Origin of the sequence: Rhodopseudomonas sp. (assembly GCF_013377015.1) — a bacterium.
Classification (GTDB): Bacteria; Pseudomonadota; Alphaproteobacteria; order Rhizobiales; family Xanthobacteraceae; genus JARJEH01.
The window spans coordinates 1,607,885-1,624,111 of the sequence record NZ_JACABA010000001.1 but is presented as its reverse complement, the minus strand read 5'-3'; the positions used below and the strand labels follow the sequence as shown (position 1 = coordinate 1,624,111).

General features: G+C 66.1%; 13 protein-coding genes. 11 read left to right on the top strand and 2 right to left on the bottom strand.

The window, feature by feature from the left end:
- Nucleotides 1–22: 22 nt before the first annotated feature.
- A complete protein-coding gene (locus HXX15_RS07755; RefSeq protein ID WP_296514896.1) occupies nt 23–763 on the bottom strand; it encodes a DUF2470 domain-containing protein in 741 nt (246 codons plus the stop codon).
- Between the two features lie 222 nt (nt 764–985).
- Between HXX15_RS07755 and HXX15_RS07750 the strand changes: the two genes are divergently transcribed.
- From HXX15_RS07750 to HXX15_RS07730, 5 genes are all read left to right on the top strand, one after another.
- Complete coding sequence (locus HXX15_RS07750; protein WP_044412750.1) at nt 986–1,687, top strand: response regulator transcription factor; 702 nt, start codon at nt 986–988, stop codon at nt 1,685–1,687.
- Nucleotides 1,688–1,791: 104 nt separating this feature from the next.
- Nucleotides 1,792–3,600: a sensor histidine kinase gene (locus tag HXX15_RS07745; protein ID WP_296514464.1), complete on the top strand. Its 1,809-nt coding sequence runs from the start codon at nt 1,792–1,794 to the stop codon at nt 3,598–3,600.
- A complete protein-coding gene (locus tag HXX15_RS07740; protein ID WP_296514461.1) occupies nt 3,597–4,136 on the top strand; it encodes an HPr kinase/phosphorylase in 540 nt (179 codons plus the stop codon). The genes HXX15_RS07745 and HXX15_RS07740 overlap by 4 nt, the downstream gene beginning before the upstream one ends.
- A 129-nt stretch (nt 4,137–4,265) precedes the next feature.
- Nucleotides 4,266–4,667 carry a PTS sugar transporter subunit IIA gene (locus HXX15_RS07735; protein WP_011471077.1) on the top strand — a complete coding sequence of 134 codons (402 nt, stop codon included), beginning with the start codon at nt 4,266–4,268 and terminating at the stop codon, nt 4,665–4,667.
- Nucleotides 4,664–5,005: an HPr family phosphocarrier protein gene (locus HXX15_RS07730; RefSeq protein ID WP_296514453.1), complete on the top strand. Its 342-nt coding sequence runs from the start codon at nt 4,664–4,666 to the stop codon at nt 5,003–5,005. The genes HXX15_RS07735 and HXX15_RS07730 overlap by 4 nt, the downstream gene beginning before the upstream one ends.
- Nucleotides 5,006–5,157: 152 nt before the next feature.
- Here HXX15_RS07730 and HXX15_RS07725 read toward each other — a convergent pair whose 3' ends face one another.
- Complete coding sequence (locus tag HXX15_RS07725) at nt 5,158–6,696, bottom strand: glycosyltransferase family 39 protein (RefSeq protein WP_296514451.1); 1,539 nt, start codon at nt 6,694–6,696, stop codon at nt 5,158–5,160.
- 149 nt (nt 6,697–6,845) lie between these two features.
- Here HXX15_RS07725 and lepA point away from each other — a divergent pair, with 149 nt between their 5' ends.
- The 6 genes from lepA (at nt 6,846) to HXX15_RS07695 (ending at nt 16,212) form a co-directional block, all read left to right on the top strand.
- Nucleotides 6,846–8,651 (top strand): translation elongation factor 4, encoded by a 1,806-nt coding sequence (gene lepA, locus HXX15_RS07720; RefSeq protein WP_296514449.1) that lies wholly within the window; start codon nt 6,846–6,848, stop codon nt 8,649–8,651.
- 197 nt (nt 8,652–8,848) lie between these two features.
- Nucleotides 8,849–10,810, top strand: coding sequence for a methyl-accepting chemotaxis protein (locus tag HXX15_RS07715; RefSeq protein ID WP_296514447.1), 1,962 nt, complete (start codon nt 8,849–8,851; stop codon nt 10,808–10,810).
- 136 nt (nt 10,811–10,946) lie between these two features.
- Nucleotides 10,947–12,914 (top strand): methyl-accepting chemotaxis protein, encoded by a 1,968-nt coding sequence (locus tag HXX15_RS07710; RefSeq protein WP_296514444.1) that lies wholly within the window; start codon nt 10,947–10,949, stop codon nt 12,912–12,914.
- A 113-nt stretch (nt 12,915–13,027) separates the two neighbouring features.
- Nucleotides 13,028–13,210: a YegP family protein gene (locus tag HXX15_RS07705; protein WP_296514441.1), complete on the top strand. Its 183-nt coding sequence runs from the start codon at nt 13,028–13,030 to the stop codon at nt 13,208–13,210.
- 287 nt (nt 13,211–13,497) lie between these two features.
- Complete coding sequence (gene aceK, locus HXX15_RS07700) at nt 13,498–15,369, top strand: bifunctional isocitrate dehydrogenase kinase/phosphatase (RefSeq protein WP_296514439.1); 1,872 nt, start codon at nt 13,498–13,500, stop codon at nt 15,367–15,369.
- 90 nt (nt 15,370–15,459) lie between these two features.
- Nucleotides 15,460–16,212, top strand: a complete 753-nt coding sequence (locus tag HXX15_RS07695; RefSeq protein WP_296514437.1) for a sulfate transporter family protein — start codon at nt 15,460–15,462, stop codon at nt 16,210–16,212.
- The last annotated feature ends 15 nt before the right edge of the window (nt 16,213–16,227 follow it).

Here is a 16,227-nt window from a genome sequence, read left to right as displayed (position 1 = left end):
GGCGCGACGACCTTGCGCTGTGTCAACTGAGCGCTGCATTACGCGTCTGATCAGCCATGCGTTTCAGGACATCCCGCAATGCGGCAGGGTCGACGATCCGCTGCGGGAAATCGAGCCGCAGGGTCCGCGCGCCCGCCTGCAGGTCCAGCCCATCTGGATCGATGCCGGCGCAGCGCCATTCCGCGGTCTCGGCGCCAAGCAGTTTGGTCGCATAAAGATTCATCGTGCCCAAATGATCCGCATTCATGTGATCGACGGCGGATTGCTCGGCTGCGAGCAGACTTTCGGCATCGCCGAGGTTGGTTAGGAACTGATCCGGTTCCAGATCGACGATCCGGCCGAAACCCGCGACCAGATGTGCGCCCGAGGGCACGATCAGGAACAGCGAGAAATCCTTGAAGTCGATGAACTGCTCGGCGGAGGGATGGGCATTGAGATAACGCCGGCGCAGCAGCGCGATGTCGTCGCCCATGGCCTCGACCGCAGTTCCCGCCAGCATGATTCGGGCGCCCTCCAGCGGATCGCCCTCGCCGCGCTCGTCCAACATCAACGATACCCGAGGGTCGGCCAGCAGGTTCTGGGTATGCACCGCCAGCCGCGAGATCAGCAGGATCGGTGAGCCGTCGGGGTGGCTCGCCAGATTGACCAGCGAGCAATAGGGCGCGCCGTCGGCGACCATCAGGGTGGCCAGCGCGCCCTGGCGGCGGCGGCGTAACAGGGCGCGGGCCAGCCCGGCGGCGCTGAAATCGGAGGTCGGCTGCATCGTCAAACCCGCCATCTCTTTTCAAACTGGGCCTTTTTTGAGCAAATTCAGGGCATATATGGGAAGTTCCACCTGAGCTGCCTGCAGCTTCTGGAACCGGCCACACTTCAGCCCAGCTTGCATTGCTCGTTGACTGTGCTCTTAAGGCCACCACAAACGAACGGCGACTTGCCGAATCGCTTCACTGTACTGTCTCGCCACTCCGTTTCGGAAAGCAGGCTCATGCCCACAATCGCCCTGGTCGACGACGACCGCAACATTCTCACATCCGTCTCGATCGCGCTGGAAGCCGAAGGCTACCGGATCATGACCTACACGGATGGCGCGTCGGCGCTCGACGGCTTCCGCACCAGCCCGCCGGACCTGGCGATCCTCGACATCAAGATGCCGCGGATGGACGGCATGGAAACGCTGCGCCGGCTACGACAAAAGTCGGACCTGCCGGTGATCTTCCTGACCTCCAAGGACGAGGAGATCGACGAACTGTTCGGCCTCAAGATGGGTGCCGACGATTTCATCCGCAAGCCGTTTTCGCAGCGCTTGCTGGTCGAGCGAGTCAAGGCGGTGCTGCGCCGCGCCGCGCCGAAGGATCCTACCGCCGCGCCGAAGGAAACCGACGCCAAGGCGCTCGATCGCGGACTGCTTCGGATGGACCCGGAGCGCCACACCTGCACCTGGAAGAACGAGCCGGTGACGCTGACGGTCACCGAATTCCTGATCCTGCAGGCGCTGGCGACCCGCCCCGGCGTGGTGAAGAGCCGCAACGCGCTGATGGATGCCGCCTATGACGACCAAGTCTATGTCGATGATCGCACCATCGACAGCCACATCAAGCGGCTGCGCAAGAAGTTCAAGGTGGTCGATGACGATTTCGAGATGATCGAGACGCTGTATGGCGTCGGCTACCGATTCAAAGAGACCTGAGCCCGATCGACGAGACGGCCGGCCGTTTTGACAACTGACGGCCCGGTCGCTCTGGGGTAGAATGCGCGCGCGAATGATCGGAACCAACCGGGCAGTTTTGGCCATTGCTTGATCGCACCCCGCCTGATCCGAACGTCGATGCCCGGGAGGACCCGTCCCAGGTGACGGACGTGGCTGCCAGGGGGGCGCGCGGCTGGCGCCGGTCGCGCCCGATGCGCTGGCTGCGCCGCGCCGGACAGTTCTTCTTCACGCTGAGCTTCTCCAGCCTCACTCGCCGGATCGTGTCGCTCAATCTCGCCGGGCTGATCGCCCTGGTGGCGAGCATTCTGTATCTCTCGCAGTTCCGCGCCGGGTTGATCGACGCTCGCGCCCAGAGCCTGCTGGTGCAGGCCGAGATCATCGCCGGCGCGATCGCGGCGTCCGCCACCGTCGAAACCAACACGATCACCATCGATCCGGATCGGCTGCTGGATCTGAAACCCGGCGAGAGCTACGGCCCGGCCGACGAATATGCGGTGCTGGATTTCCCGATCAATCCGGAGCGCGTCGCGCCGGTTTTGCGGCGGCTGATCTCGCCGACCAAGACCCGCGCTCGGATCTACGATCGCGACGGTGTGCTGATCCTCGACAGCCGCAGCCTGTATGGCCGCGGCGACGTGCTGCGATTCGAACTGCCGCCGCCCACCAACGAGAAGCCTGGCCTGGTCGAACGGACCACGATCGCGATCAGGACCTGGTTGAATCGCGGCGATCTGCCGCTGTATCGCGAACTGGGTCCGGAGAACGGCAACGGCTACGGCGAGGTCGCGCAATCGCTGAAGGGCCAGAAGAGCAGCATGGTGCGGATCAACGACCGCGGCGAGGTGATCGTCTCGGTCGCGGTGCCGGTGCAGCGGTTTCGCGCGGTGCACGGCGCGCTGATGCTTTCCACCCAGGGCGACGACATCGACCAGATGGTGACCGCGGAGCGGCTGGCGATCCTGAAAGTGTTCGGCGTCGCCGCCGCGGTGATGCTGGTGCTGTCGCTGCTGCTAGCCTCGACCATCGCCGGCCCGGTGCGACGGCTCGCCGACAGCGCCGAGCGGGTCCGCCGCCGCATTCGGACCCGGGTCGAGATTCCGGATTTCACCAAACGGCGCGACGAGATCGGCCATCTGTCCGGCGCGCTGCGCGACATGACCGACGCGCTGTATAATCGCATCGAGGCGATCGAACGGTTTGCCGCCGACGTCTCGCATGAACTGAAGAACCCGCTGACCTCGCTGCGCTCGGCGGTGGAGACACTGCCGCTGGCGAAGAACGCCAACAGCCGTTCCCGGCTGCTCGCGGTGATCGAACACGACGTCAAACGGCTGGACCGGCTGATCTCGGATATCTCCGACGCCAGCCGGCTCGACGCCGAATTGCAGCGCCAGGACGTCGCGCCGGTCGATCTGCGGCGGCTGCTGACGACGCTGACGCTGGTCGCCAACGAAACCAGGCTCGGCAACAACGCCGCCGTGGACGTTCGCTTCGAGGGCGCGGCCAGCGATTCATTCTCGGTGCCCGGCCACGATTCGCGGCTCGGCCAGGTGATCTCGAACCTGCTGATGAACGCGCAATCGTTTTCCAGCGAAGGCGGCAAGGTCGGCATCGTCTGCCGCCGCCGCAGGGGCGAAATCGAGATCGTGGTCGACGATGACGGACCGGGCATCCGCGACGATGCGCTGGAGAAGATCTTCGAGCGGTTCTACACCGACCGGCCGCATCAGGGTTTTGGCCAGAACTCAGGCCTCGGGCTGTCGATCTCCAAGCAGATCGTCGAGGCCCATGGCGGCAGGATCTGGGCCGAGAACCGGGCCGGTCCGGTCGATGCCGACGGCGAGGCCACCGTCGCGGGCGCCCGCTTCGTGGTCCGGCTGCCGGCGACATGAGTGCGCCCGATCCAGCGCCGGCTTCGACCAGCGTGCATGCCGCCGCGGTGCTGGTGGGCAACCGCGCGGTGCTGATCCGGGGCGCGTCCGGTTCTGGCAAATCGCGGCTGGCGTTCGAGCTGATCCTCGCCGGCCGCGCCGGGCAGATCCCGACTGCGACTCTGGTTGGCGACGACCGGGTCACGCTGGAACGGCGGCAGGGCGAATTGCTGGTCCGCCCGGTGCCCGAGCTTGCCGGGCTGATCGAAATCCGCGGGCTGGGCATCCGCCACTGCGACTTCGCCGCCGAGGCCGCGGTCGGGCTGGTGGTCGATCTGGCTGCCGACGACGGCGACCGGCTTCCGTTGCCAGAGGCGCTGTGGACCACGGTCGAGGGCGTCGAATTGCCGCGGATCCCGGTCAGCGCCGGATTCGCTCCACTACCTTTGGTGGTAGCGGCGCTGACGACAACCGATGGTCTGGCTGACGCGCCGGCATCCGGCGATTGTTCGAAGGGAATTGGTAACCATATAAGTCCAACACTCGAGTCCGAATAGGCCCGCGCCGGCTCCCGAATTGTCTCGCATTTTAGGGAGAAACGCGAAGAGCCCTCTTGCATAGGGGCTCTGGATGGTCAAAGTGACCCGTTCGCGCGGTGCACCAAAAGCACCCGCGAGGAGTTTCCGATGATTGGTCTAGTACTTGTGACCCATGGGCGCCTTGCCGACGAGTTCAAGGCGGCGCTGGAACACGTGATGGGGCCACAGAAGCAAATCGAGGCCGTGACGATAGGCGCCGAAGACGACGCCGATCTGTGCCGTAGCGACATCATCGAAGCCGTCAACCGCGTCGACAGCGGTGACGGCGTCGCGATCCTGACTGACATGTTCGGCGGCACCCCTTCCAATCTGGCGATCTCCTGCATGAGCCGCCCCAAGGTGGAAGTGCTCGCGGGGATCAATCTGCCGATGCTGGTGAAGCTCGCCAAGGTCCGCGAAGAGCGGCCATTGCCCGACGCCATTGCGCTGGCGCAGGAAGCCGGCCGCAAATACGTCACCATCGCCAGCCGGGTCCTCGCCGGCAAATGACCGCACAGCCCGACCCGACCGGTTCCGCGGACGGCGCCGCGGCTGACGACAGCGGATCACCCGCCGCGACGGTGTCTCGCGAACTCCCGATCATCAACAAGCGCGGCCTGCATGCGCGGGCCTCCGCCAAATTCGTCCAGATGGTCGAGCGTTTCAACGCCGAGGTCTGGGTCACCCGCAATGGCGAGACCGTCGGCGGCACCTCGATCATGGGGCTGATGATGCTGTCGGCCGGGATCGGCACCAGTGTGGTGGTGTCCGCGGTCGGGCCGCAGGCGCAGGAAGCGATCGACGCCCTGACCGAACTGCTCGGCACCAAATTCGGCGAAGAAGAATAGCGTTTTCCCGGCACCAATGGCCGCCGTCATTCCGCTGCGAGCGAACCCGGAATCTGGCCGCAACGCCCTGCCCGACCGCAAGATTCCGGGTTCACTCGCCCTGACGGGCTGGTGCCTCGGAATGACCGCGTGTTTGATCTCAATAGGACCGCTTACTTCGCGGGCGGCTGCACGATCATGAAGACGTCGCGCAGCGCTGTGCCTTCGATCCCGAACAACGATCGCGTCACCCGCACCTCGCCGCGCAGGATCTCGGGCTGATCCGCCGCGATCTTGTTAGCGGTGGCGAGGCAAGCGGCTTCGGTCGCGGGGCAGACCAGCACCGCGCCGTATTGATGCGCGGCCGCAGCGATCGCGGCGACATCGTCGCGGTCGAACGACTTCGTCCGGGTGCGCAGGTAGTAGGCCGTATTCATTGCCAGCACGGTATCGCCGGCAACCAGCTGAATCGGCCGGTCGCTGCGTCGCTGCCATTCCCGCTCGATCGGGCCGGCCAGCACCGAGGCGTATTCGAACGACTCCGGCGGCGTGGTGCGGTGGATCACCAACGCCACCGCGGGCGCCAGCACCAGCATCGTCAGCGACAGCAGCGCGGCGCCGACCGCCAACCGCCGCACCGCCTCGCGGTCGACGCTCACCAGCGGCGACGCCAGCAGCACGATCGGCAGCAGGGTCCAGGACGGCATCGTCCATAGCGGCGTGATGCGGATCCCGCTCAGCAACGCGAACGGCGTCGGCAACACGATCAGCAGCAGCAGGATCAAAAGCATCAGCCGGCGCTGCGGGTCGGCCGGCGCCGCGATCTCGGCCAACGCCGCGCGCGACGGGCGCAGCAGCCAATAGGCGGCGACCAGCACCAGCGAGACGTAAGCGATGCAGCCCAGCAGATAGCTCAATGTATCGACGACATTGCCGGCAAGGCTGGCGGCCGGATGCACCGACGTCGCATAGGCGAACGACGGAAAGTGGTGCTGCACCAGCCATACCAGATGCGGCGCCAGCACCGCCGCTCCCACCGCGATCATCAGCCACGGCGCCGGCGACCGGAACAGCGCGGCACGGCGCGGATCGATCAGCGCGGCGAGGCCGAGCGAGGCCACTAGTACAATCGACCAGTATTTGCCCAACATCGCGGCGCCCGCGAACGCGCCGGCCAGCGCCGGCCACGCCAGGTCTCGCAGCCGCCGGCCCGGCTGTTCGAAGGCGCGCAGGAAGCAATGGATGGTCAGCGCCCACAGCGGCAGCAGCACCGCGTTGGCGTTGTATTTCAGCGCGATGAAATTGAAGAACGGGATCAGCATCAACAGCGCCAGCCCGAACGCCGATTTCTCCGCACCCATGTAGCGCCGCATGGTGCGCCAGGCGATGTACAGCGTCAGCGCGATGTTGAACGTCGCCAGCGCATGGAACATCAGGTCCGAAACCGGAAACAGCGTAAACCACGCTTTGGTGACGAAAGCGCTGAACGGCGGATGCTTGTCGTAGCCGAACGCCAGATCCCGCGACCAGGCATACAGTTCGGTGACGTCGGCATGAAGGTCGCGCGGCAGCGTCGCGATCGCGCGGTACGCGGTCCAGACCGCCGCATAGGCGACAAGTGTCCACCCGACGGTACGCTCCTGCCGCTGCGGATCGAGCAGCGCGTCGATCCAGCGCTCGACCCAGGCGAGGTGAAAACGGGAGGTGGGCATCGCGGCGATCAGGACCCTGGCTTGCCGGAAAAGAAGGCGGACATGATCCGGTCCCGGTGAGGCCGTCAAGCGCCGCCGAAACCCCGTTTCCGGCGGCTGGTGAGCCCGATTGCCTTGCCGCCCCGGGACGCCAATGCTATCCCGCGCCCATGACCGCCATTCCCATCACCAACATTCGCAATTTTGCGATCGTCGCCCATATCGACCATGGCAAATCGACCCTGGCCGACCGGCTGATCCAGACCACCGGCGGCCTGCAGGCGCGCGAGATGAAGGAGCAGGTGCTCGACTCGATGGACATCGAGCGCGAGCGCGGCATCACCATCAAGGCGCAGACGGTGCGGCTGACCTATCCGGCCAAGGACGGCACCACCTACATCCTCAATCTGATCGACACCCCCGGTCATGTCGACTTCGCCTACGAAGTGTCGCGCTCGCTCGCCGCCTGCGAGGGCTCGCTGCTGGTGGTCGACGCCTCGCAGGGCGTCGAGGCGCAGACGCTCGCCAATGTCTATCACGCGCTCGACGCCGGCCACGAGATCGTGCCGGTGCTGAATAAGATCGACCTGCCGGCCGCCGAGCCCGACCAGGTCAAGCAGCAGATCGAGGACGTGATCGGGATCGACGCCTCCGACGCGGTGATGATCTCGGCCAAGACCGGGATCGGCATCGACCTGGTGCTGGAAGCCATCGTGCACCGGCTGCCGCCGCCGATCGGCGATCGGTCCGCCTCGCTGAAGGCGCTGCTGGTCGACAGCTGGTACGACGTCTATCTCGGCGTGGTGGTGCTGGTCCGCGTCGTCGACGGCGTGATGAAGAAGGGCCAGCGGATCCGGATGATGGGCACCAACGCCGCCTATGACGTGGAGCGGGTCGGCGTCTTCACCCCGAAGATGACGACCGGCGACGAACTCGGCCCCGGCGAGATCGGCTTCATCACCGCGGCGATCAAGGAAGTCGCCGACACCCGCGTCGGTGACACCATCACCGACGATCGCAAGCCGATCACCGAAATGCTGCCCGGCTTCAAGCCGGCGATCCCGGTGGTGTTCTGCGGGCTGTTCCCGGTCGACGCCGACGATTTCGAGACGCTGCGCGCCGCGATGGGCAAGCTGCGGCTGAACGACGCCTCTTTCTCCTTCGAGATGGAAACCTCCGCGGCGCTCGGCTTCGGTTTCCGCTGCGGCTTCCTCGGCCTGCTGCATCTGGAAATCATCCAGGAGCGGCTGTCCCGCGAATTCGACCTCAATTTGATCGCGACCGCGCCGAGCGTGATCTACAAGATGCACCTCACCGACGGCGCCGAGATCGAGATCCACAATCCGATCGACATGCCGGACGTGGTCAAGATCGCCGAGATCCATGAGCCGTGGATCGAGGCCACGATCCTCACGCCCGACGAATATCTCGGCAGCGTGCTGAAACTGTGCCAGGACCGCCGCGGCACCCAGAAGGAGCTGACCTATGTCGGCTCCCGCGCCATGGTGAAGTACAATCTGCCGCTCAACGAGGTGGTGTTCGATTTCTACGACCGGCTGAAGTCGGTCTCCAAGGGCTATGCCTCGTTCGACTATCATCTCACCGACTACAAGCCGGCCGATCTGGTGAAGATGCAGATCCTGGTCAACAACGAGCCGGTCGACGCGCTGTCGATGCTGGTGCATCGCACCCGCGCCGAAGGCCGCGGCCGCGCCATGGTGGAGAAGATGAAGGAGTTGATCCCGCCGCACATGTTCGTGATTCCGATCCAGGCGGCGATCGGCGGCAAGATCATCGCCCGCGAAACCGTCCGCGCGCTGCGCAAGGACGTCACCGCCAAATGTTACGGCGGCGACATCACGCGAAAGCGCAAACTTCTGGAGAAGCAGAAGGAGGGCAAGAAGAAGATGCGGCAGTTCGGCAAGGTGGATATTCCGCAGGAAGCGTTCATCGCCGCGCTGAAGGTGGATAGCTGAGGGCGGCAACGGATCCTTTGTCGCTTCCAGATATCCGGACACTGCTCCTGCTCGAACGCGCTCGCTGAACGGGCGGTCGGAACGTCGTCAGCGTTGCTGCCCGTAGTTTCACCGGGTCGCGACCATCCCGTCCGCGCCGGGACTCTTCTTAATGAGTTTCTGCCACGGTCCGGATCTCATCCGGGGGCGGCGTTCAAATGTTCAAACTGAAATCGATTGCATCGCGTCTGGTGCTGGCCATCTCGCTGACGGTCGCCGTCGCCTGCGGCGTCCTGGGGACGTTTTCGATCGTCCAGCAGCGTGCGCTCACTCGGCTGGCGCTGGATCAGCAATTGACGCTGCTCTACGACAGTATTGTCGCCGCCATCGAGTATGAGGGCCGCGCGGCGAAGACCGTCAGCGCCGCGCTGGCGGCGCTGCCGCCGGTCGAAGCCGCGCTGCTCAGGGGCGATCGCGAGGGATTGCTGACACTGCTGCGCGCGCCGCAGGCGGCGCTCGAAGCATTGGGCGTGCCGCGCGTGACCCTGATTCTGCCGCCGGCGACCGCGTTCCTGCGCGTGCGCGAACCGGCGAGCTTCGGCGACGACATCTCGGCGCGGCGTACCGCCCCCGTCGAAGCCAATCGGACCGGCAAACCGATCGTCGGCGTCGAGAAGGGCCCCGACGCCCTCGCGATCTATGCGATGACGCCGGTGCTGCGCGACGGCAAGAGCCTGGGCGTCGTCGATATCGGGGTTTCGTTCGGCAAGGAATTCGTCGAACGCGCCAAGCGGCGGTTCGGCGCCGATATCGCAGTGCACAGCTTCGACGCCGGCGATTTCAAATTGCTGGCCTCGACCACCGGCGGCGCGGTCGCCAGCAAGCTGGAGCTGAAGGCGGTGTTCGACGGCGCCACGGCACGGCGCAGCGCGGTGCTCGACGGCCACCCGGTGGAATTGCTGCTCGGGCAGATCAAGAATTACGCCGGCCAGCCGGTCGCAGTGATCGAAGTCATCAAGGACACCACCGCCTACGAGGCCGCGGCCGCCGGCGCCCAGACCCTGATGATCGTCGGAACAGCGATCATTCTCGCCGCCGCGGTGGCGATGGCGTTTCTGCTCGGGCGCAGCGTGTCGCTGCCTTTGACGGCGATGACCGCGACGATGAACCGGCTGTCCGGCGGCGACACCAGCGTGACGATCGCCGGCAACGAGCGCTCCGACGAACTCGGCACGATGGCGAAAGCCGTCGACGTGTTCCGCCGCGGCATGATCGAGGCCGATCGGCTGGCGCAGCTGCAGGCCGCCGAGCAGGCCGTCAAGCAGAAGCGCGCAGCGGTGCTGGAGGCGTTGACGCACAGTTTCGAAAATGACGTCAAGGGCGTGATCGGCGCCGTCGCCAGCGCCAACACCGACATGCAGCGGGTCGCCGGCGAAATCACCGCCAGCGCCGGCGGCACCTCGCAGCAAACGTCCGCGGCGGCGGTGGCGTTCGAAGAGGCGACAGCCAGTGTCGGTGTGGTCGCCAGCAACGCCGAGCAGCTGTCGCAATCGGTCAGCGAAATCAGCCGCCAGGTCAGTCATTCTAGCGGCGTCGCGGACGACGCCGTGGCGGAGGCCGACCGCACCACGCAGATGGTCGAAAGCCTCGCCAGCGCCGGCGAGAAAATCGGCGAAGCCCTGCGGCTGATCGGCGCGATCGCCAGCCAGACCAATCTGCTCGCGCTCAACGCCACGATCGAGGCGGCGCGCGCCGGCGAGTCCGGACGAGGTTTTGCCGTGGTCGCCTCGGAGGTGAAGAGTCTCGCCAGCCAGACCGCCAGGGCCACCGAGGAAATCGCCGGCCAAGTCGCCGCGATCCAGTCCGCCACCGGAAGCTGCGTCACGGCGATCGGCGGCATCAGCGGCACGATCCGCGAAATCAGCGGGATTGCCACCACGATCGCCTCCGCGGTCGAGCAACAGGGCGCCGCGACGCGCGAGATCGCGCGCAGTGTGCAGCAGGCCACGGCCGGCGCCGGCAAGGCGTCGCACAATATCGCCGGCGCCAGCGAGGCCGCCGAACGCTCGCGCATTCTTGCCGGCGGCGTGCTGGCGGCGTCCGGCGAACTCGGCCAGCATGCCACCGCGCTGTTCGAGCGCGTCGACCGTTTCCTGGCGGGACTGCGCGAGGCCGCGTAGCGCGACAGCAGTCGCGCGGGCTGCGGGCGTCGCTGGTAAGAGTACCAGCATCTTGGCACGGCCGAGAAGTTTCGCAGGAATGTTAAGTAATTGCCGACATGGTTGGGGACTATCGCCCTCCAACGCTGGTGCATCCATGTTCAAGCTGAAATCGATCGCGGCCCGCCTGATCCTCGCGATTTCGCTGACCGTCGCGCTGGCCTGCGGCGTTCTTGGAACCTATTCGATCGTTCAGCAGCGAACGCTGACGCGGCTCGCGCTCGACCAGCAGCTCAAGCTTCAGTATGATAGCCTGATTGCTGCGCTCGATTATGAAGGCCGCACGGCGCTGGCGGTCAGCGGCGTGATCGCGGCGTTGCCGCCAGTCGCGGACGCGATCGCCAAGGGCGATCGTGACGGCGTGATGGCGCTGCTCGGCGGCGCGATGACGGCGGTCAATGCGCAAGGCATCCAGTTCGTCAACATCACCCTGCCGCCGGCGACATTGTTCCTTCGCCTGCACGACCCGAAGTCGTTCGGCGACGATGTCTCGGCCCGCCGCACTACCATCGTGGAAGCCAACAAGACCGGCAAGCCGATCGTCGGCGTCGAGGCGGCGCGCGAAACACTGGCAATATTTGCGATGACGCCGATCATGCGCGACGGCAAGAGCCTCGCCGTCGCCGATATCGGCATCAGTTTCGGCAAGGAATTCGTCGACCGCGCCAAGCAGCGGCTCGGCGTCGATCTCGCCGTCCATCGTTTCGACGGCAAGACCTTCGGCAGGCTGGCCTCGACCTTCGGCGACAGCGTGGTCGCGACCCAAGACGAGTTGAAGAGCGTATTCGACGGCGCCACGCTGCGTCGCGAAGCCACGCTCGACGGCCACCCGGCGGCGCTCTATCTCGGGCAGATCAAGAACTATGCCGGCCAGCCAATCGCGGTGATCGAGCTGATCAAGGACACCACCGAATACGAGGCCGTGGCGGCCAGCTCGCAGCGCAATCTCATACTCGGCGCTATCGCCATCCTGATCGGCGCCATCGTGCTCGCGCTGATCGTCGGGCGCGGCATGTCGCGGCCGCTCGTCGCCATCACCACGGTGATGAACCGGTTGTCCAGCGGCGATACCGAAGTCGCGATCCCCGGCGGCGAGCGCGCCGATGAACTCGGCACCATGGCGACCGCGGTCGATGTGTTCCGCCGCAGCATGATCGAGACGGCCGCGAGTCGGCAGGCGCAGGAGGCGGCCAAGGCGCAGGCCGAACGCGACAAGCGAACCTTGCAGCGCGAAATGGCCAACCGCTTCGAGACCGACGTCAAGGGCGTGGTCGGCGCCGTCGCGCGGGCCACTACGGACATGCAGCGCGTCGCCGGCGAAATCACCGCCAGCGTCAGCGGCACCTCGGAACGCACCGCCGCGGCCGCGGCCGCCTCGGAAGAAGCCTCCGCCAGCGTCAACACCGTCGCCGCCGCCACCGAGGAACTCGCCGCGTCCGTCGCCGAGATCGGCCGTCAGGTCGTGCATTCCAGCAATGTTGCGGATGGCGCCGTGGTCAAGGCCGGTCAAACCACCGCGATGGTCGAAAGCCTCGCCAGCGCCGGCGAGAAGATCGGCGAAGTGCTGCGGCTGATCGGCGCGATCGCCAGCCAGACCAATCTGTTGGCGCTGAACGCCACGATCGAGGCGGCGCGCGCCGGCGAGGCCGGCCGGGGGTTTGCCATCGTCGCGTCCGAAGTGAAGGCATTGGCGAGCCAGACCGCCAAGGCGACCGAGGAGATCGCCGGTCAGGTCAACGCGATCCAGTCCGCCACCGGCGATTGCGTCACCGCGATCGGCGGCATCAGCGGTACGATCCAGGAGATCAGCAGCATCGCCGCCATCATCGCGACCGCGGTCGAGGAACAGGGCGCCGCCACCCGGGAGATCGCGCGCAGCGTTCAGGAAGCCGCAGTCGGTACCAGTGAGGTTTCCGTCAACGTCGCCGGCGCCAGCCAGGCCGCCGGGCAGTCGCGCGCGCTTGCCAACAGCGTGCTGCAGGCATCCGGCGAACTCAACCAGCACGCCGCCGCGTTGTTCGAGCGCGTCGACAGCTTCCTCGCTGGCCTGCGCGAGGCCGCCTAGCGAATCGTCCCGATCGGCTGCGCCGCACATCGCCGCAGCGTGCCGATTGACACGACCGCGGCCGCGACCGACGATTGCACCCGGTCGCAGCAAACATATCGCGGGAGGGACTGATGGCCTACAAATTCCAAGTGTTTAAGGACAAGGTCGGTGAATTCCGGTTCCGGTTCAAGGCGCCGAATGGCGAAACGATGTTAGCCTCCGAGGGCTATGCGCAGAAGGCCTCTGCGCTCAGCGCCATCGAATCGATCAAGAAGCATTCCCCCGACGCCACGCTCGACGATCAGACCAAATAGTCCGTCCGCGGCGGCCAGACCGGTCCCCGGCACACGCCGCCAGTGCGCGCCCGGATCTCGGCGGCAGCCGATGCAAGCGGGCTGCCGGCGATGACCCGGTGCCGCAAGCCGCTTCGCGCCATTGCGTGGCATTTGCGCGACCTGTCACCACGTCAACCGAAGCCAGCGCTGCCGGCGCAGCGATCCGAACTTTGCGTCAGATCACGCCTTGTCATATGGACACGGCGCAGGATCGGCTTGTCAACACGCCGACCTTTGGTCGACCCTGCGCCAGCGAAGACGGTTCCATGAGCAGTACGGACCACCACGGTACCAACCCTCACCTCGGCAGCATCCAGATCGTCGGCGCGCCGCAGATCGCGGAGCCGGATTTCGATCTGCTCGACGAGCTGTTCCGCGCCGGTGAGCTGGAGCAGCAGGCGCGGCTGCTGGCCCGCGTGGTGCTGGACGCCTTCACCAGTTACTACGCGGTGTCGCGGCGGATTCCGCAGCTGGTCAAGGCCGCGTTCGAGGCGCGCGACTGGCCGGCGACGGTGCAGCTGTCGCGCGACCGGCTGACGCTGTACACCGCTTGCCTCGACCAGCTGACGCCGTTGCTGCATGCCGGGCTGCCGGAATCCGCCAATGACGAACGACTGTGGGCGCTCGCCGAGGCCGAATTGCTGGCCGCGATCGCGACCCGCTACGAGGCCGATTTCGTGTTCGCATTCTGGCAGTCGCTGCGCCGCATGCTGCTCAGCAACGAATGGCGGCCGATCTCCTACGAGGCCGGAATCACCGCGAAGCGAAGCGGCAGCGCCCGCTCGGTGCTGAAGAGCTTTCCGGCCCGTATTCCAGTCGAACCGGCGGTGATTCGCAGCATCCTGGAGATGTCCGGCTTCACGGTGCCCGGTCGTGACCAACCGTGGCGCGATCTCGATGGCGACGCCGCTCTTGTGGCTGCCGCGATCGGCAGCGCGCTGGAGCCGCTGGCGCCCCGCAGCGGCGAATCGGCGCGGATCGAGATGGCGAATTCCGGCTTCTTCCGCAATCGCGAGGCCTGCCTGGTCGGCCGCGTCGTGCTGCGCAGCAGCAGCGACCACCCGCTGCGCAGCATCCCGCTGATGATCGCGGTGCTGCATGAGGCCGACGGACTGTTCGTCGACGCGGTGCTGTGCGAGAGCGACGAGCTGCAATACGCATTCTCCCCGGCGCTGGCGAATTTCCACGTCACCAATCCGCATTATCACGAGCTGGCGCTGCTGCTCAGCGAACTGATGCCGAAGCGCCCGCTCGGTCTGCATTATTCCACCATCGGCTTTCATCATCTCGGCAAGGTCGCTGTGATGACCGAGATTCTCGGCCATCATCGCCGCAGCAAGGAGAAGCTCGACACCGCGCCCGGCCTGCGCGGCACCGTGGCGATCGCCTTCACGATGCCGACGTCGGGCTATGTGATGAAGATCATCCGCGACCATCCCACCGACAGCTACAAATGGGATCGCTTCGACGGCCCCGACAGCGTGCTGCGCAAGTACCATCTGGTCCACGAAATGGACCGCGCCGGCGCGATGCTGGACAACATCATCTACACCAACGTCAAGCTCGAGCGCGCGATGTTCGCGCCCGAGCTGCTCGACGAATTGCTGGAGGCCGGCATCGGCAATGTCAGCCTCGATCGCTCGGCGCTGGTGTTCCGCCAGCTGATCGTGCAGATGAAGCTGGTGCCGCTGCCACTGTTCCTCGCCAAGGCGTCGGCCGCGGAGGCCCGCGCCGCGGTGATCAATCTCGGCCACTGCATCCGCAACAACGCCGCCGCCAATATCTTCAACCGCGATCTCGACGGTTACAATTACGGCGTCAGCCGCACCCTCAAGGTCTATCTGTTCGACTACCACGCGGTCGAACCGCTGACCGAAATCAAGATCCGCAGCAATGCCGGCCGCGCCAATGGCGAGCCCGAGATTCCGCATTGGCAATTCGAGCATGGCGCGGTGTTCGCGCCGGACGAACTGGAAGCCGGGCTGCGAATTGACGATTTCGCCCTGCGCCGGGCGTTTCGCGACGCCCATCCCGAGCTGCTGCGGGTCGACTATTGGGAGGCCATGCAACGCGCGCTGCGCGACGGCAAAGTGCCGGAAGTCATGAGCTACCCGGCCTCGCGGCGGCTGCGGCGGTAGGGGCGAGCCGGCCGCGCGCGGCGGCCGCCCCTTGCCGAAGCCGGCCGCCGTCTCTACCTGTGCGGAGGGTTTTCGACCAAGGACACCGCCATGCTGGACGCCGCCGTCAAGGCACTGACTCAGATCCTGTCGCCGCCGATGCGCTCGATCCTGTGGCGTTCGATCGCGTTCGCGCTGGCGCTGATCACCGTGATGGCGATCGGCCTGCAGCGCGCCTTGAGCTGGTTCGCCGGCTCCGGTGAGCTCTGGGCCGAGACTGCGCTGGGCCCCAACTTTCACGCCCCGCTGAACATTCTGGCCTGGCTGATCTCGATCGCCGCCGGACTCGGCGTCGTGCTGGGCGCGGTGTTCCTGATGCCGGCGGTGACCTCGCTGGTGGCCGGCATTTTCGTCGATGACGTCGCCGAGCATGTCGAGCGCGAATATTATCCGGAGGAGCGGCCCGGCGTCGCGCTGCCGTTCGGCCTGGCGATGACCGAAACCATCAAGACCGCGCTGTTGACCATCGCGGTCTATCTGGTCGCGCTGCCGTTCGTGTTCATCGCCGGCGCCGGCTTCATCGCGTTCTTCATCGCCACCGCCTGGCTGCTCGGCCGGGAATATTTCGAACTCGCCGCGATGCGGTTTCGGCCCGCCGCCGAGGCCAAGGCGATGCGTAAGGCGAACGCCGCAATCGTGTTCACCTCGGGACTGGTGATCGCCGCCTTCGTCTCGATCCCGATCGTCAACCTGGCGACGCCGCTATTCGGCATGGCCTTCATGGTCCATATGCACAAGCGCCTGTCGGGGCCGCGGCCCGAGCTGATCGATCAGCGCCGGCAGCGGGAAGTTTCCGCCGGCTGAGCCGGCGACCGGCAA